A 17,569-nucleotide genomic window follows, 5' to 3' on the forward strand; every position below is an offset into this window, starting at 1 on the left:
AACTTGATCGCTTTTGCGTCTCTCCTGAAAAAGAGCAAGTGCCCATGAGTCTGCAAAGCCCATCCTCGCTCTCGCCATCGACGACCGCCCAAGCCCCATCGCCATTGCTCATGTCCGGGCCTAGCGAGGCATTCAAGGAGCCGGCCGCCGACGGCTTCGTCCTGGGTGGCTTCACCTGGCGCCATCGCCATAGAGACACCGAGCGCCCGGTGGTGGTGATCAACGCGGCGACTTCAGTACGCTGCCGGCATTACTTTCGCTTCGCTGATTACCTGTTCGGCAACGGCTTCGATGTCATCACCTACGACTATCGCGGAATCGGCGAGTCGCGACCGGCATCGTTACGTGGCTTCAACGCATCATGGTCGGACTGGGGCGCGCTCGATTTCGAGGCCATGTTGCAACGGGCGACGCGGGAGTTCCCCGGCCAACCCATAGACGTCGTCGGCCATAGCTTCGGCGGCTGTGCGGCGGGGCTGGGGGCCTCGGGACACCTGATCCGGCGTTTGGTGACCGTGGGCGCTCAATTCGCCTACTGGCGCGACTACGCCCCGGCCAGCCGTTGGCGGATGTTCTGCAAGTGGCATCTGCTGATGCCGCTGGTGACGATGTTCTGCGGCTACTTCCCCGGCAAGCGTCTGGGCTGGCTTGAAGACACCCCTGCCGGCGTAGTCCGGGACTGGAGCACCCCGACCGCACTGTACGAGAGGCGTCCCAGCGGGCGAATGCTTGATGAGCTGCCCTTCTCCACCGTTACCGCGCAAACACTTGCCATCAGCCTTAGCGACGATCCCTACGGCACAATTTCAGCCATCGAGCGACTGCTTGGTTACTTCACTGCCAGTACGAACACGCACCTGCGAACGCCCCAGAAGACATCGGCGAAGTGGAAGTCGGACATTTCGCCTTTTTTCGCAGCGCTTACCAAGCCACACTATGGCCCATTGCATTGTCCTGGCTGCAAAACGGCGAGCTTGCCCCCGGTACGCACGGGCGGCTAATGCCACGTCATGCACCTGATTGACCTGCCCCTCTCAACGAAATACGGAACGAAGCCCATGGCATCCGCGAACAAACAACACAAACGCGCCTCCCGCGCTAAAGCCAAGGCTAAACAGAACCGAACTCAGCGCGCGGGCGCTTCAGTCGAAGCGCTGGACCCAAATGACGATCGTATCGACTTTGAATCGGTGGACTTGACCGAGCTGTTCAAAAAAATGCGCGCAGCCGAAACCACCAGCCAACAGGCGATGTGTGCGGCTTTCCTGGGGGATCCGCTGCTTGAGCTGGTGCTTGAGCAGGAAGGTGAAGAAGGCGCGACCGACTTCATACTCGCGGCACTCATCGAGTATCGCCAGTGGTCCACCGAGGCGGACGAGGCAGCGGCTCTTGCCTGGATCGAGAGCCCGCAATTTCAGGCCGATTACGTTGCTGCGTCAGAGGCTTTGTTGAAGTCGTAACCCTGACCCTTTCGAACTGACCAAAAATGGCCGCCGTCATCACTGACGGCGGCCGTTTTCGTTTACCGCCTTTTCCTTCCGATTAATCAGACCCTTCCCGCAAAGCCTGATCAGCGCTTGCTGGCATCCTCTTCTGCCTGCTTCGGTCATCGACCGCGCACCAGCCCTCACTGCGGAAGATTCCATGAGCCCCCTCTCCTCAACCCACGATCAAAATCTACAACTCGCGCCACTGCTTGGCAGCCTCGGCGAGTTGATCCGCCAGGCACGCCAGAAGGCGCTGCGGGCGGTGGATACGCTCCAAGTGCAGACTTGCTGGCACATCGGCCGGCATATTGTTGAATTCGAGCAGGAGGGCGCTGAGAGAGCCGCCTATGGCAAGCGATTGCTGCCAACGCTGGCCAAGCTGCTGACGGCGGAGTTTGGGAAGGGCTTTGATACGACTAATCTGCGGCACATGCGTGGCTTTTTCATAGCGTTCCCAATATGCGACGCACTGCGTCGCGAATTGAGTTGGACCCACTACCGCACCCTGCTACGAGTCGAAAACAGCAACGCCCGCCAGTGGTACATGGACGAAACAGCCACACTTAACTGGTCAACCCGCGCACTGGAACGACAAATCGCAACGCTCTACTACGAGCGTCTGCTGGCCAGCAAAGATCGCCCTCCGGTCGAGCAGGAGGCCGCCACCCACATCCAGACACTCAACAAAAGCCCACGAGAGTTCGTACGCGACCCTGTGGTGCTGGAGTTCCTTGGTCTGCCTAACGCCGGAACCCTTCTGGAAAACGACCTTGAACAAGCGCTGATCAATCAGCTGCAAGGATTCTTGCTGGAGCTTGGCAAAGGCTTCGCCTTCATCGCTCGACAGCAACGCATCAGTACCGAGAGCAAAGACTTTTACCTGGACCTGGTGTTCTACAACTACCTGCTCAAATGCTTCGTGATCTTCGACCTCAAACGCGGCGAACTGAGCCATCAAGACATCGGCCAGATGGACATGTATGTGCGTATGTACGACGACCTCAAACGCGGGCCGGACGATGGACCGACGGTCGGCATTATTCTCTGCGCGCAGAAAGATGAGTCCGTGGTGCGCTATTCGGTACTCCAAGGCAACGAACAGCTGTTCGCCAGCAAATACAAGCTTGTGCTACCGAGCGAAGAAGAGCTTCGCGCCGAACTGGATCGCGAGCGAGCAGCATTGGAAGAGCGCCTACTCAATCAGAATCTACAATCGGGATGATTTATCGATTCTTCACTTTGCGCTTTAATGCTCAGCAATCTCTCTCCTGAAAATGACCGAAACCAATGGCATCCCTGAACAAACAACAGAAACGCGCCAAACGCGCGAAGGCCAAAGCCAAGCAACTGCGCATGGGAACCAGAAAACCCATAGCAATGTACGACGATCCGACCGGAGTAAACGATGAGCAAATTCCGGAAGACATCCTGAATATGTTCATCTTCATGCAGGATGCGGAAGAGACCACCAATCGCGTAGATATGCTGATAAGAATGCTCCACTCGCTCAGCAAGATTATCGAAGACCAGCCAGAGCTGCTGGACATGGAAAATGCCGAGAACGAGGCGATGGCTGCCACCCACCTGGCTGCGGACATGCTGATTGATTACCGCATGTGGGCTGACGGTATTGATCGCGAGCAAGCCCAGCGCTGGCTTGAAAATCCTGAAGTCATAGCGGATTTCGGGACTGCGCTGGACAGCTACAAAAAGGCCCTCGATGTGCTTCTGGAAACGAACGAGTAAATCCATTCGTTAAAGCACCCAGAAACAAAAACGGCCGCTGTCATCCCTGACAGCGGCCGTTTTCATTACGCGATTGAATCAAGCCATCAGGTCAACACTACCGCCGCCCGCTTCTCGAGCTTGCGACGACGTGCCACCAGCAGGCCTGCTGCGACCACCAAAATGCTCAGCAGCCCCGTGGCGAGGATTTCCACGCGGTGCTCTTCCTGAAACAGCATGATGGCCAGTATACCGACGATGAACACAATCACCGCGTAGGTCAGGCCCGGGAATAGCCACATCTTGAAGGCGATTTTCTCGCCGACAGCCATGCGCTTCTGGCGCATGCGCAGTTGGGATACAGCGATCACCAGGTACACCAGCAAGGCGATGGCGCCGGAGCTGGCGAGCAGGAATTCGAACACCGCAGCCGGGGCCACGTAGTTGGCGAATACCGCGAGGAACGCTGCAGCAGTGGACAGGATCACTGCCCAGTAAGGCGTGCCGCTGTTGTTGGTGATTTTGGCCACGGCCGGTGCATCGCCACGATTGCCCAGGGAGAAGAGCATGCGCGAGGCAGTGTACAGCGCCGAGTTGAGGCAACTGGTCACGGCAACCAGGACCACCAGATCAACGATCATTTTGGCATTAGGAATACCCATGCGGTCGAGCACAGTCTGGTAGGAACCGACCTGCGCCAGGCCCGCGTCGTTCCATGGCACCAGCGCCACAACGAGGAAGATCGATACCAGGTAGAACAAGCCAATCCGCCAGATCACCGAGTTGGTGGCCTTGGAGATTTGCTGGCCTGGGTTCTTCGACTCGGCGGCGGCGATGGTGACGATTTCGGTGCCCATAAACGAGAACATCGTGGTCAGCATCGCGGCCAGAACCGCGCCCATGCCGTTGGGCAGGAAGCCTTGGGTATCGAACAGATGCGAGACGCCGCTGACCTGGCTGCCCGGCAGAAAACCGAAGATCGCCAGAACGCCGAGGATGATAAAGCCGATGATCGCGACAACCTTGACCAGCGCAAACCAGAATTCGAACTCGCCGTAATTCTTCACGCTGAACAGGTTAGTCACCGTCAACAGCAGAGTAATGACCAGCGTGAAGGCCCAAATCGCCACGCCGGGGAACCAGGCGTGAAGAATGGTCGCGGCGGCGTTGGCTTCCAGCGGGATCACCAACACCCAGAACCACCAGTACAGCCAGCCGATGGTGAAACCGGCCCAGTGACCGATCGCCCGATCGGCATATGTAGAAAACGAGCCGGTGTCCGGCGAAGCAATGGCCATTTCGGCCAGCATGCGCATAACCAACACCACCAGCGTACCGGCGGCGGCATAGGCCAACAGCACAGCGGGACCGGCCGCGGCAATGGCGTGTCCGGAGCCGACGAACAGTCCTGCGCCGATAACTCCGGCGATCGACAGCATGGTCACATGCCGCGGTTTGAGCCCCTGTTCGAGGCCATTAGAGCTTTGGGTATTGCTCATTGAAACTACCTTTGCGATGAAGAGCGATTCAGTCCACTCCGTCTGCAGACTTTCTCGTAAAAAGAATCCAACGGAGCGTTCCTTATTTTTTACGCAAGATTTGCGCCAAAATGTTACAAAACCCCTGACTACGGGGCCTCCGGGACGAACGGTCGGCTATCGCAAGTCATTGAGTTTAATGGCTATTCGCCACAGCGTTACCCAGCACCCCACTTCTAGAACGAAACGCCGCACCAGAAACACACTGAAAAAGTCAGTCGCGCACAATAAAGGTGCGTATCGGCAACCTTTGGCCGCCTGGCGCTTCCAACACCCGGCCAAAGCTGGCACCATCGCGCCCTTTTTTACGCGACACCCGCCGGGGTAAAGGTTCAAACGAGTGTTCGGTTGTTGATGGCGCGACAGACTGCTGCGCCGATGCGACAACCTGCTACATACCACCCGTTTACCCCCTGTAGCGCTGTTGGCTGTCATTCAAACGCTATGCTAGCTTGGCCGCCTCGCCAGGAAGGCCACCAACAGCAGGAGTGCAATAGAACACAATGAGGACCGCACATGGCTGAGGCCACGCCCGCGCTTGAAATCCGCAACTTGCATAAACGCTACGGCACGCTTGAGGTACTTAAAGGTATCTCGCTGACCGCACGCGACGGCGATGTGATCTCGATCCTGGGTTCCTCCGGTTCCGGCAAGTCCACTTTCCTTCGCTGCATCAACCTGCTGGAAAACCCGCATCAGGGCCAGATTCTGGTGGCCGGCGAAGAGCTCAAACTCAAGGCCGCGAAAAACGGCGAGCTGGTCGCTGCCGATGGCAAGCAGATCAACCGCATGCGCAGCGAAATCGGTTTTGTATTTCAAAACTTTAACCTCTGGCCACACATGAGCGTGCTCGACAACATCATCGAAGCACCGCGCCGTGTACTTGGGCAGAGCAAAGCCGAAGCCACCGAAATCGCTGAAGCCCTGCTGGCCAAAGTCGGCATCGCTGATAAACGCCACGCCTACCCCGCGCAGCTCTCCGGTGGGCAGCAGCAACGCGCGGCTATCGCCCGCACCCTGGCGATGCAACCCAAAGTCATTCTGTTCGATGAGCCGACCTCGGCCCTTGACCCGGAAATGGTTCAGGAAGTACTTAATGTGATCCGCGCGCTGGCCGAAGAAGGCCGCACGATGCTACTGGTCACCCATGAAATGGGCTTCGCCCGTCAGGTTTCCAGTGAAGTCGTGTTCCTTCATCAAGGTCTGATCGAAGAGCAAGGATCGCCACAGCAGGTTTTCGAAAACCCGCTTTCGGCACGCTGCAAACAATTCATGTCCAGCAACCGCTAACGGAGCAACTCCCATGCAGAGCTATAAAAAATTCCTCTTGGCCGCTGCCGTTACCCTGGCTTTCAGCGCCACCGCTGCTGCCGAGACCTTGAAGATGGGCATCGAAGCGGCCTACCCGCCGTTCAACAATAAAGATGCCAGCGGCCAAGTCGTCGGTTTTGACGTCGAAATCGGCAACGCCCTGTGCGCCAAGATGAAGGCCGAGTGCACCATCGTCACCTCCGACTGGGACGGCATCATCCCGGCCTTGAACGCCAAGAAGTTCGACTTCCTGATCTCCTCGATGTCGATCACTGAAGAACGCAAGCAAGCCGTCGACTTCAGCGACCCGTACTACTCCAACAAGCTGCAATTCATCGCGGCTAAAGACAAAGCCGACTTCAAAACCGACAAAGACTCCCTCAAAGGCAAAGTCATCGGCGCCCAACGCGCAACCCTGGCCGGCACCTGGCTGGAAGACCACTTGGGTGACACGGTCGAGGTCAAACTCTACGACACCCAGGAAAACGCCTACCTGGACCTGACTTCCGGCCGCGTCGACGCGATCCTGGCGGACAAGTACGTCAACTATGAGTGGCTCAAAAGCGACGCGGGCAAGCCTTATGAATTCAAGGGCGACCCGGTTGAAGAAAGCGACAAAATCGGTATCGCTGTACGCAAAGGCGACCCGATTCGCGAGAAGCTGAACGCCGCACTGAAAGAAATCGTGGCTGACGGCACCTACAAGAAAATCAACGACAAGTACTTCCCGTTCAGCATCTATTGATACTGACTTGCCTGACCGGCGGCGCAGCCTGACGCTCGCGCCGCCGGTCCTTAGCAAAGCCTGCTGCGATTTAAAAAAAGAATTCCATGAATATCGATCTCTACGGATTCGGCCCGGCGCTCGCCGCTGGCGCGCTGATGACCGTCAAACTGGCTCTCTCGGCATTGTGCCTGGGGTTGGTTCTCGGTTTGCTCGGCGCCTTGGCCAAGACTTCCCCGTACAAGCCGTTGCAATGGCTTGGCGGTACTTACTCGACGCTGGTGCGCGGCATCCCGGAACTGCTTTGGGTACTGCTGATTTACTTCGGCACGGTCAATCTGATGCGTGCGCTGGGCGAGTTTTTTGGCAATCCTGATCTGGAGCTCAATGCCTTCGCCGCGGGCGTGATCGCTCTTGGCTTGTGCTTTGGCGCCTACGCCACGGAAGTCTTTCGCGGCGCGATCCTGGCGATCCCCAAAGGCCACCGTGAAGCGGGTGTGGCCCTCGGCCTGTCGAAGTTTCGGATTTTCACCCGGCTGATCATGCCGCAAATGTGGCGCATCGCCCTGCCTGGGCTGGGCAATCTATTCATGATCCTGATGAAGGACACCGCGCTGGTGTCGGTGATCGGCCTGGAAGAAATCATGCGTCACGCGCAAATCGCGGTGAACTTCTCCAAACAGGCGTTCACCTTCTATATGTTCGCTGCCTTCATGTACCTGGGCCTGACGGTTCTTGCCATGACCGGCATGCACTTTCTGGAACGACGCGCCGCTCGCGGCTTCGCGAGGAGCACGCAATGAACTGGGAAGTGATCATCAAATGGCTGCCGAAACTGGCGCAGGGCGCGACCCTGACCCTGGAACTGGTCGCCATCGCCGTCGTCCTCGGTTTGCTGCTGGCCATTCCGCTGGGCATCGCCCGCTCGTCGCGGAACAGGTACGTGCGCGCCCTGCCTTACGCCTACATCTTCTTCTTCCGTGGCACGCCGCTGCTGGTGCAGTTGTTCCTGGTCTACTACGGCCTGGCGCAGTTCGACGCTGTACGTGAGAGCGCCCTGTGGCCTTACCTGCGCAACCCGTTCTGGTGCGCCACCGCCACCATGACCTTGCATACCGCGGCCTATATCGCCGAGATCCTGCGCGGCGCGATCCAGGCCATTCCACCCGGCGAGATCGAAGCGGCACGGGCCCTGGGCATGTCACGGCCCAAGGCGCTGTTCTACATCATCCTGCCGCGTGCGGCGCGGATCGGTTTGCCGGCCTACAGCAACGAAGTGATCCTGATGCTCAAGGCCAGCGCCTTGGCCAGTACCGTGACCTTGCTGGAGCTGACCGGCATGGCCCGGACCATCATTGCGCGAACCTATCTGCCCGTGGAGATCTTCTTCGCCGCAGGCATGTTCTATCTGCTGATGGCCTACGTGCTGGTGCGCGGCTTCAAGCTGCTGGAGCGCTGGTTGCGCGTCGATGCCTGTCAGGGACGCTGATCTGCCGCCGGTGCTTACGGGCGCGCAACTGCTCGCCCGTTTCAAGGCACTGGATGCGTTTCTGATCGAGCATCAGGCGTTGTGGCGACCGCGTCCTTTCACCCATTGGCAACTGCCGTGGGAAGCGCACTATCCCGAGTTGGCCCAGTGGCTACGGCAACGTTCACTGGACGACGCTGAAGCGAATCACAACCATCCGCAACGCCTTCACGCCCCCGCACCGTTTTCAGAGCTGGCAGCCACGTCCACAGCTCTCAGCGCTGTCGGCGAACTGCCCAGCCATCCGCTTGAGCCTGCCGCTCGACGCTTGAACGTCGATGTCCCCGGACGCAAATGGCAACAGATCGAGGCTTTCGCCGGCTGCCTGGAATTTGCCGAAGATCCCAGACATTGGCTCGACTGGTGCTCGGGTAAAGGTCATTTAGGACGTCGCCTGCTCCAGGCAGGGCAGCAATTGACCTGCCTCGAGTACGACCCTGCGCTGATCAATGCAGGTGAACAACTCAGCCAGCGTCATCAGCTACCCGTGACCCATGTCCAACAAGACGTCCTGGCCGCAGGCGCTGCTGCTCGTCTGACCACCGAACACACTCCGGTCGCCCTGCACGCCTGCGGCGATCTGCACGTGCGCCTGATTCAACTGGCCAGCGCAACGGGCTGCAAGCAACTGGCAATCGCGCCTTGCTGCTACAACCGCATCCAGAGCAGCGAGTACCAAGCACTTTCCGTCGCGGCCAAGGTATCCGACCTACAGCTATCGCTCGATGATCTGGCACTCCCTCTCAGCGAAACCGTCACCGCTGGCGCCCGTGTCCGACGCCAGCGCGATACATCGATGGCCAGGCGCCTGGCTTTCGATCTGCTGCAACGGCAACTGCGCGGGCGCGACGAATACCTGCCGACCCCTTCACTGCCCAGCGCCTGGCTGGACAAGCCGTTTGCCGACTATTGCCGTGATCTCGCCGCACTCAAAGACTTATCCACAGACGAGCAGGATTGGTCGGCACTGGAAGCTGCTGGCTGGAAAAGACTGGCACACGTACGCAATCTGGAGCTGGTGCGCGGCCTGTTTCGTCGTCCGCTGGAACTTTGGCTGGTACTTGATCGCGCGCTTTTTCTCGAAGAACAAGGCTACGACGTGCGCCTCGGATTATTCTGCGAAACCCCGCTGACACCCCGCAACTTGATGCTCCTGGCCGAACGCAATTAGCCATCCTTTTAACGCCACCGCCTGTGGATAACTCTGTTGATGAAACTTGCGCGGATCCAATCCCAACGCTGTTTCAGAGCTGAAACAGCAACTGTTCAATTTTCGTTCACTCAATAAAAAATCGAAAAAACAGTCAGTTGCGGAGTGATGAGATTGGATCCAAAAAATCACTTATTAATCACCAATGGGTCTAGCCCATTGTGCATAAGCATTCAAGCCAAAGAACATAAACGGTCCCGAAAAAGCTGAGCTATTGTCTTCAAACGCCAGAATGGTCTGGCGCAAGGACAGCAAGGAGCTGGAACACCATGAGCACAGTGAACAGTGCACAGGAAGCTGTAGATGCCGTTGCCGACCAAGCCATTCTCGCCGCCATTCAGCAAACCTTCGCTGTCGGCGGCGCCATCATCAATAACGCGACCGGCGAAGTCATCGTCGCGATGCACAACAACGTACTGATGCCCTTCCTGGGCAACACCACCACCTACTTCTTACCTCACGACCCGACTGCCCACGGCGAGCGACAGCTGGTCGACTGGTATTACGAGAACGTAGCGGCGCTGAACCTTCCTACACCCAGCCAACTGACCGTCGTCACCACCCTGGACCCTTGCGCCATGTGCGCAGGCTCCCTGCTCACCGCCGGTTTCAACGTTGCCGTCAGCGCGATCGATACCTATGCCGGGATCAACTACAACAGCCAGTTCAATTTCCCGTCCCTGCCGCCACAGATTCGTCAGCAGGCGCAAAACACCTGGGCCTATTACGCCATCGCAGCTCCCGTCAGCCGTCCTTATCAGGGCTCAATGAGACCGGTATTTGGCGGCCAGGGCATCGACTCATCGGCCTACTACCTCACCGCTTCGATCTTCGACGCCAGCGTCAATACGGTGCGCGAAGCGAGCAACAACAGTGGCCTGGACCCGTCGCAGCTGAAGAACCCTGCAACACTCCCGGCCAACAGCCCGGTGCGCAAGGCACTCACCAAGCTGAGCCCGTACGCCCTGACCGTCTGCTCGCCCAACCCGCGAGACCCGGGTGCGGAGCTGGCTCCGCCTCTGCTGCAGACCGCGCAGAAAGCCGCGCAGAAGACCGAGGTTTTCAACTCCGTGGCCTTGCTCGACCCCTTTGGCAACCTGCTGGTGTGTCTGGGCGGAGTGGAGAACGAATCACCGATCAAAACCGCCTTCATGGAAACCACCCGTGGCTATGCGGTGATGCGTTGGACCTTGATGAACGACCCGGACCCAGCCGTTCGTGCACAAGCCGAGCAATACCTGACGCACCCAAAATACGGCACCTTCGTGTTCCTCTACGCCCCCGACCCGACCACCCCGCAAGCCGTGATGACCTTCGGCGCCTACGGCTCGACCATGGAAGGCCCGGTTCCGCAGAGTTACCCGTCGAACCTGCAATATGTGCTGCTGCCGGGTAACACCACGCCTCAGACGCTGTCGACACTGGCCCAGAACCTGCCACCCTTCTATACCCAAAGCGTCCAGGTAGCTCCGGCTCAAGTCCTGAGCCAGGACCTGATCAACGCGGTCAAGAAAGGCGTGTAGCCCACCGAAGTAACCTGAAAGGCCAGGCCCGTTGAATGATCAACGGGCCTGCTGCTCCGCCCCCGTATTTGGCCGCTACGCCACCACACTTTGTGCCAGAAGCTAGCTAAACTCCGACATCGGGCCTGCAAGACAGGCACTGAAGTGATCGGCGTGCGCGCCACCTTCCCAACGCTGTTCGGACTATCAGGAAAAGACTGTGACGTTCATTTCTTACGCACAAAATTTCGAAGATATAAGGCTGTGGCGCGCGCTGAAGTACTTCGAAAACGGCTTCTACATCGACGTCGGCGCCAATGATCCAACCTCGGATTCGGTCACCCGGGCCTTCTACGACCGCGGCTGGAACGGCATCAACATCGAGCCAATCCAGAACTACTATGACGCCCTGTGCCAGCAACGGCCCAAGGACATAAACCTGCAATGCGTGGCCGGGGAATCCGCCCAAGACCTCACCTTCTATGCAATCGCCGGCACTGGGCTGTCGACCCTGGATACAAACCTCGCCCAGCAACACAAAGACGCCGGCATGGACGTGCGCAGCCAAACCGTCCAGTCGCGGACCCTGGCCTCAATCTGCGAAGAACACGTCAAAGGCCCGATCCACTTTCTGAAAATCGACGTCGAAGGCCATGAAGAAACAGTCCTGAACGGCATGGACTTCAGCAAATGGCGGCCCTGGATCATCCTCATCGAAACCCCATGGAACCGCGACCAGACCTGGGAAAAAATCGTCACCGACGCCGGCTACCACCCCGTGCAGTTCGACGGCATCAACACCTTCTACCTGGCCGAAGAACACCTGGACCTCAAACCGGCTTTCGACATCCCGCCGTGCAACCTGGATGAATTCCAGTTCTGCTACGGCCATAAATTCAGCCACCCCGTTTCCAACGTCGAAAAGGAGCTGATCGCCGCACAGCAACGAGCCGACCAGGCCGAGGCAGAACTGCGCGCCATGAGGAACAGCCGATCATGGCGAGCCATTCAAAAACTCAAGAATGTGCTGGTTCGCAGCCGAGCTTGAGCCTTACGTCGCAATCCGTTGTGCATAAGTCCTGAAGCGAAAGGGCATAACGACCATTCAGAGACGACGCCTTGGGCTGCGCTCTTCCAGTCTCATTGAGTGGTCGTAGACAGAACCGATCACGTCGCTTTGGTGCAGATGAATCAAAGGCAGCGTGGCAAGCTGCATGTTATGCCCTGAAGAGGTGCGGCAAAGACCGCACCGGGCCCAACAAGATACCCGCCCAGGGTGCCTGGCCAACGGCCTGAAAATGCCACGATACCGTGACGTGGTGTGAGTGCCGCAGCCGACACTTTCGGACAACCGACAACCGCCTGGTTTGTCCGTGACCGTGAGGAATGCCGTATGCCTGATGAGATGTTGCACCTGCCTATGGTCAACAGCCTGCTGGAGCGCCATAAGGGCTCCCCCGGCGCACTGTTGCCGATCCTTCATGAGATTCAGGAGGGCATCGGCTACATCCCCGATGCCGCCATCCCCGAGATTGCCCACGCCCTCAACCTGAGTCAGGCCGAGGTTCGCGGGGTGATCAGCTTCTACCATGACTTCCGCACCGCGCCTCCGGCCCGGCATATCCTGCGTCTGTGCCGGGCCGAGTCCTGCCAGAGCCGCGGCGCCGAGCAGCTCGCAGCGCAGTTGCGTGAACGCCTGCAACTGGACGACCACGGCAGCAGCGCCGACGGCAACATCAGTCTGCGCCCGGTGTATTGCCTCGGCGCCTGCGCTTGCTCGCCAGCCCTGGAGCTGGATGGCCAGGTGCATGCGCGGCTCAGCGCCGAGCGCCTGGATGCCCTGCTTGACGCTTGCCAGGAGGACGCATGATGCCGAGCCTCTATTTGCCCTGTGATTCTCTTGCCCGTGCCGTGGGCGCCGATGAGGTGGCCGTGGCCCTTGCCACGGGGGCACAGGAACGCAATCTACCGCTGGACCTGCAACGCACCAGCTCTCGCGGCCTGTACTGGCTGGAACCGCTGCTGGAAGTGGACAGCCCGCAAGGCCGAATCGGTTTCGGCCCGCTGACCGCTGCCGATGTGCCGTCCGTGCTCGATGCGCTGCAAGGCGAGCCGTCCGCCCATCCACTGGCCTTGGGCTTGGTTGCGCAGTTGCCTTATCTAAAGACTCAACAACGCCTGCTGTTCGCCCGCGCCGGCATTACCCGGCCGCTGTCCCTGGAGGATTACCGGGCTCACGGCGGCTTCGAGGGCTTGACCCAGGCCATCGCTTTGGGCGGCGAACAGACCGCGACCGCCGTGTTCGATTCGGGTTTGCGTGGCCGTGGCGGCGCGGCCTTCCCGGCCGGGATCAAATGGCGCACGGTGCGCGGCACCCAGGCTGCGCAGAAATACATTGTGTGCAACGCCGACGAAGGCGACTCCGGCACCTTCGCCGACCGCATGTTGATGGAAGGCGACCCCTTCCTGCTGATCGAAGGCATGGCCATTGCCGGTCTCACCGTCGGGGCCAGCTACGGCTACATCTATGTACGCTCGGAATATCCACAGGCCGTGGCCACACTGCGCGAGGCGCTGGAAATCGCCCGGTCCGCCGGTTACCTCGGCGCCAATGTCGGCGGCAGCGGCCAGGCCTTCGATATGGAAGTGCGAGTCGGTGCCGGCGCTTACATCTGCGGTGAGGAAACCGCACTGCTGGACTCTCTTGAAGGCAAGCGCGGGATCGTCCGCGCCAAGCCACCCATCCCCGCCTTGCAGGGCCTGTTCGGCCTGCCGACCCTGGTGCACAACGTGCTGACCCTGGCTTCGGTGCCGCTGATTCTGGCCAAGGGTGCGCAGTTCTATCGCGATTACGGCATGGGTCGCTCCCTGGGCACCATGCCCTTCCAGTTGGCGGGCAATATTCGTCACGGCGGCCTGGTGGAACGGGCCTTTGGCCTGACCCTGCGCGAACTGGTGGAAGACTACGGCGGTGGTACCGCCAGTGGCCGGCCGCTGAAGGCCGCCCAGGTTGGCGGCCCCCTCGGCGCCTGGGTGCCACCAGAGCAATTCGACACGCCGCTGGATTACGAAGCCTTCGCTGCTATCGGCGCCATGCTCGGTCACGGTGGTGTGGTGGTGGCTGACGACAGCCTGGACATGGCCCGCATGGCGCGCTTCGCCCTGCAGTTCTGCGCCGAGGAATCCTGTGGCAAATGCACCCCATGCCGCATCGGCTCGACCCGGGGCGTGGAGGTGATCGACCGCCTGCTGGCTGCGCCTGACCAGAGCGGTCGTGATGAACAGGTGATCATCCTCAAGGACCTGTGCGACACCCTGCAATACGGTTCGCTGTGCGCATTGGGCGGCATGGTCTCCTATCCGGTAGCCAGCGCCCTCAAGCACTTCCCCGCCGACTTCGGTCTGCAGCCCTCGGAGGCCGACCAATGATCACTCTCTTCGACCCGAACACCGATATCGACCTCGGCACCCCGGCCCGCGACAGCCAGGTGCAGGTCACCCTGAACATCGACGGCCGCAGCATCAGCGTGCCCGAAGGTACCTCGGTGATGCGCGCCGCCGCGCTGCTGGGCACCACCATTCCCAAACTGTGTGCCACCGACAGCCTGGAAGCCTTCGGCTCCTGCCGCATGTGCCTGGTGGAGATCGACGGCATGCGCGGCTACCCGGCGTCCTGCACCACGCCGGTCAGCGAAGGCATGAGCGTGCACACCCAGACGCCGAAGCTCGCGACCCTGCGCCGCAACGTCATGGAACTGTACATCTCCGATCACCCGCTGGACTGCCTGACCTGCTCGGCCAATGGCAACTGCGAGCTGCAAACCGTCGCCGGCCAGGTCGGCCTGCGGGAGGTGCGTTACGGCTATGAAGGTGACAACCATCTGGCCGACCTGAAGGACACCTCCAACCCTTACTTCGACTACGACCCGAGCAAGTGCATCGTTTGCAACCGCTGCGTGCGCGCCTGCGAAGAAACCCAGGGCACCTTTGCCCTGACCATTACCGGGCGCGGTTTCGAATCCCGGGTCGCGGCCGCCGGTGGCGAGAACTTCCTCGACTCGGAATGCGTGTCCTGCGGCGCCTGTGTACAAGCCTGCCCCACCGCGACCCTGATGGAAAAAAGCGTGGTCGAACTGGGTCAGCCCGAACGCAGCGTGATCACCACCTGTGCCTATTGCGGCGTGGGCTGCTCGTTCCGCGCCGAGATGAAAGGCGACCAGCTGGTGCGCATGGTTCCAGACAAAAACGGCCAGGCCAACCACGGCCACTCCTGCGTCAAAGGGCGCTTTGCCTGGGGCTACGCCACCCACCCGGATCGCATCACCAAGCCGATGATCCGCCAGCACATCAACGACCCTTGGCAGGAAGTCAGCTGGGATGAAGCGGTGACCTACGCCGCCAGCGAATTCCGCCGGCTGCAGCAAAAATACGGCCGCGACTCCATTGGTGGCATCACCTCCAGCCGCTGCACCAACGAAGAAACCTACCTGGTGCAAAAACTGGTGCGCGCCGCCTTCGGCAACAACAACGTCGACACCTGTGCGCGGGTCTGCCACTCGCCGACCGGCTATGGCCTGAAACAAACCCTGGGCGAGTCCGCCGGCACCCAGAGTTTCGACTCGGTGATGCAGGCCGACGTGATCCTCGTGATGGGCGCCAACCCCAGCGACGCCCACCCGGTGTTCGCCTCCCAGCTCAAACGCCGCCTGCGCGAAGGCGCGCGGCTGATCGTCATCGATCCACGCCGCATTGATCTGGTGGACTCGGTGCATGCCCGCGCCGAAGTGCACCTGGCCCTGCGCCCGGGCACCAACGTCGCCATGCTCAACGCCCTGGCCCACGTCATCGTCACCGAAGGCCTGCTCAACCAGGCCTTTATCGACGCCCGTTGCGAGGCCAGCGATTTCGCCCACTGGAGCGAATTCGTCAGCCGCGCGGAAAACTCGCCGGAAGTCCTTGGCGCCATCTGCGGTGTAGCCGCTGCCGACATCCGTGCCGCCGCCCGTCTGTATGCCACCGGCGGCAATGCGGCGATCTACTACGGCCTGGGCGTCACCGAACACAGCCAGGGCAGCACCTCGGTCATGGGCATCGCCAACCTGGCCATGGCCACCGGCAACATCGGCCGCGAAGGCGTGGGCGTGAATCCGCTGCGTGGGCAGAACAACGTTCAGGGCTCCTGCGACATGGGCTCCTTCCCCCACGAGCTGCCCGGCTATCGGCACATCTCCAACGAGGTGGTACGGGCGCAATTCGAACAGGCCTGGAACGTCACCCTGCAACCCGACCCGGGCCTGCGCATTCCCAACATGTTCGAGGCAGCCCTGGGCGGCAGCTTCAAGGGCCTGTATTGCCAGGGCGAAGACATCGCCCAGAGCGACCCCAATACCCAGCACGTCACCGCGGCGCTGTCGGCCATGGAATGCATAGTGGTGCAGGACATTTTCCTCAACGAAACCGCCAAGTTCGCCCACGTGTTCCTGCCGGGCTGCTCGTTCCTGGAAAAAGACGGCACCTTCACCAACGCCGAGCGGCGCATCTCCCGGGTGCGCAAGGTCATGGAGCCTCTGGGCGGCAAGGCCGACTGGGAAGGCACAGTGGCCTTGGCCAACGCCCTGGGTTACCCCATGAACTACCAGCACCCGTCAGAAATCATGGATGAAATCGCCAGCCTGACGCCGACCTTCACCAACGTCAGCTACGCCTCACTGGATCGCCACGGCAGCCTGCAATGGCCGTGCAACGCTGCGGCACCGGACGGCACGCCAACCATGCACATCGAGGAATTCGTGCGCGGCAAGGGACGCTTCATGCTCACCGGCTACGTGCCCACCGAGGAAAAGGTCAACAATCGCTATCCCCTTCTGCTGACCACCGGGCGCATCCTCAGCCAGTACAACGTCGGCGCCCAGACCCGGCGTACCGACAACGTCGCCTGGCACGACGAAGACCGCCTGGAAATCCACCCGACCGACGCCGAGAGCCGTGGCATCAACGAAGGTGACTGGGTCGGCATCGGCAGCCGCGCCGGACAGACCGTACTGCGTGCGCGGGTCTCCGATCGGGTAGCCCCGGGAGTGGTGTACACCACCTTCCACTTCCCTGAATCGGGGGCCAACGTCATCACCACCGACAACTCCGACTGGGCCACCAACTGTCCGGAGTACAAGGTCACCGCCGTGGAAGTCAGCCGCGTCTACCACCCTTCCGAATGGCAAAAACGCTACCAGGAGTTCAGCGACGAACAACAACGCCTGCTCGACGAACGCCGCCAGGCACGCACCGCTGGAACAAAAGCCGAGGTACGCCGATGAGCACTGAAAATCTGATCAAAATGGCCAACCAGATTGCCCAGTACTTCGCCGGCGAACCGGACCAGCAACAGGCCGTGCTCGGCGTGCGTAATCACCTACAGATGTACTGGACGCCCGGCATGCGCAAGGAGTTGCTGGCCTGGCAGTCGGAGCATCAGGGGGCGGACTTGCACCCACTGGCGCAGGCGGCGGTCAGTGGGGCGGGCTGGGAGGCTTAGAATCCCTTGGGA

General features: G+C 60.3%; 15 protein-coding genes and 1 pseudogene. 15 read left to right on the top strand and 1 reads right to left on the bottom strand.

Annotated elements, in window-relative coordinates; translation table 11 throughout:
- Window positions 1-44 precede the first annotated feature (44 nt).
- The 4 genes and pseudogenes from ACN1C3_RS00230 (at window position 45) to ACN1C3_RS00245 (ending at window position 3,233) form a co-directional block, all read left to right on the top strand.
- Window positions 45-1,024, top strand: a pseudogene (locus ACN1C3_RS00230) (alpha/beta fold hydrolase).
- A gap of 34 nt (window positions 1,025-1,058) precedes the next feature.
- Window positions 1,059-1,460, top strand: coding sequence for a hypothetical protein (locus tag ACN1C3_RS00235; protein ID WP_419114214.1), 402 nt, complete (start codon window positions 1,059-1,061; stop codon window positions 1,458-1,460).
- Window positions 1,461-1,644: 184 nt separating this feature from the next.
- Window positions 1,645-2,709, top strand: a complete 1,065-nt coding sequence (locus tag ACN1C3_RS00240; protein WP_419113783.1) for a PDDEXK nuclease domain-containing protein — start codon at window positions 1,645-1,647, stop codon at window positions 2,707-2,709.
- Window positions 2,710-2,774: 65 nt separating this feature from the next.
- On the top strand, window positions 2,775-3,233 hold the full coding sequence (locus tag ACN1C3_RS00245; protein ID WP_419113784.1) for a hypothetical protein: 459 nt from the start codon (window positions 2,775-2,777) through the stop codon (window positions 3,231-3,233).
- A gap of 86 nt (window positions 3,234-3,319) precedes the next feature.
- On the opposite strand, the gene gabP is transcribed toward ACN1C3_RS00245, so the two are convergent.
- On the bottom strand, window positions 3,320-4,711 hold the full coding sequence (gene gabP, locus ACN1C3_RS00250) for a GABA permease (RefSeq protein WP_419113785.1): 1,392 nt from the start codon (window positions 4,709-4,711) through the stop codon (window positions 3,320-3,322).
- 555 nt (window positions 4,712-5,266) lie between these two features.
- Between gabP and ACN1C3_RS00255 the strand changes: the two genes are divergently transcribed.
- The 11 genes from ACN1C3_RS00255 (at window position 5,267) to ACN1C3_RS00305 (ending at window position 17,557) form a co-directional block, all read left to right on the top strand.
- The gene (locus ACN1C3_RS00255) at window positions 5,267-6,040 is read left to right on the top strand and encodes an ABC transporter ATP-binding protein (protein WP_419113786.1); all 774 of its coding nucleotides are present in this window, start codon (window positions 5,267-5,269) and stop codon (window positions 6,038-6,040) included.
- A gap of 13 nt (window positions 6,041-6,053) precedes the next feature.
- Complete coding sequence (locus tag ACN1C3_RS00260; protein WP_419113787.1) at window positions 6,054-6,806, top strand: ABC transporter substrate-binding protein; 753 nt, start codon at window positions 6,054-6,056, stop codon at window positions 6,804-6,806.
- A gap of 86 nt (window positions 6,807-6,892) precedes the next feature.
- Window positions 6,893-7,588, top strand: a complete 696-nt coding sequence (locus ACN1C3_RS00265; RefSeq protein WP_419113788.1) for an ABC transporter permease — start codon at window positions 6,893-6,895, stop codon at window positions 7,586-7,588.
- Window positions 7,585-8,274 (top strand): ABC transporter permease, encoded by a 690-nt coding sequence (locus ACN1C3_RS00270; RefSeq protein ID WP_419113789.1) that lies wholly within the window; start codon window positions 7,585-7,587, stop codon window positions 8,272-8,274. Before ACN1C3_RS00265 ends, ACN1C3_RS00270 begins: the two co-directional genes overlap by 4 nt.
- A complete protein-coding gene (locus ACN1C3_RS00275) occupies window positions 8,255-9,484 on the top strand; it encodes a methyltransferase (RefSeq protein WP_419113790.1) in 1,230 nt (409 codons plus the stop codon). The genes ACN1C3_RS00270 and ACN1C3_RS00275 overlap by 20 nt, the downstream gene beginning before the upstream one ends.
- 308 nt (window positions 9,485-9,792) lie before the next feature.
- Window positions 9,793-11,046, top strand: coding sequence for a nucleoside deaminase (locus tag ACN1C3_RS00280; RefSeq protein WP_419113791.1), 1,254 nt, complete (start codon window positions 9,793-9,795; stop codon window positions 11,044-11,046).
- Window positions 11,047-11,245: 199 nt separating this feature from the next.
- Entirely contained in the window at window positions 11,246-12,073 is an 828-nt protein-coding gene (locus ACN1C3_RS00285; RefSeq protein ID WP_419113792.1) for an FkbM family methyltransferase, read from the top strand.
- A gap of 345 nt (window positions 12,074-12,418) precedes the next feature.
- The gene (locus tag ACN1C3_RS00290) at window positions 12,419-12,895 is read left to right on the top strand and encodes a formate dehydrogenase subunit gamma (protein WP_419113793.1); all 477 of its coding nucleotides are present in this window, start codon (window positions 12,419-12,421) and stop codon (window positions 12,893-12,895) included.
- Entirely contained in the window at window positions 12,892-14,454 is a 1,563-nt protein-coding gene (locus ACN1C3_RS00295; protein ID WP_419113794.1) for a formate dehydrogenase beta subunit, read from the top strand. The genes ACN1C3_RS00290 and ACN1C3_RS00295 overlap by 4 nt, the downstream gene beginning before the upstream one ends.
- Window positions 14,451-17,339 (top strand): formate dehydrogenase subunit alpha, encoded by a 2,889-nt coding sequence (gene fdhF, locus ACN1C3_RS00300; protein ID WP_419113795.1) that lies wholly within the window; start codon window positions 14,451-14,453, stop codon window positions 17,337-17,339. Before ACN1C3_RS00295 ends, fdhF begins: the two co-directional genes overlap by 4 nt.
- On the top strand, window positions 17,336-17,557 hold the full coding sequence (locus ACN1C3_RS00305) for a formate dehydrogenase subunit delta (protein WP_419113796.1): 222 nt from the start codon (window positions 17,336-17,338) through the stop codon (window positions 17,555-17,557). Before fdhF ends, ACN1C3_RS00305 begins: the two co-directional genes overlap by 4 nt.
- The last annotated feature ends 12 nt before the right edge of the window (window positions 17,558-17,569 follow it).

It is taken from the genome of Pseudomonas sp. H11T01, assembly GCF_048515765.1.
In the GTDB taxonomy this organism is placed as follows: Bacteria; Pseudomonadota; Gammaproteobacteria; order Pseudomonadales; family Pseudomonadaceae; genus Aquipseudomonas.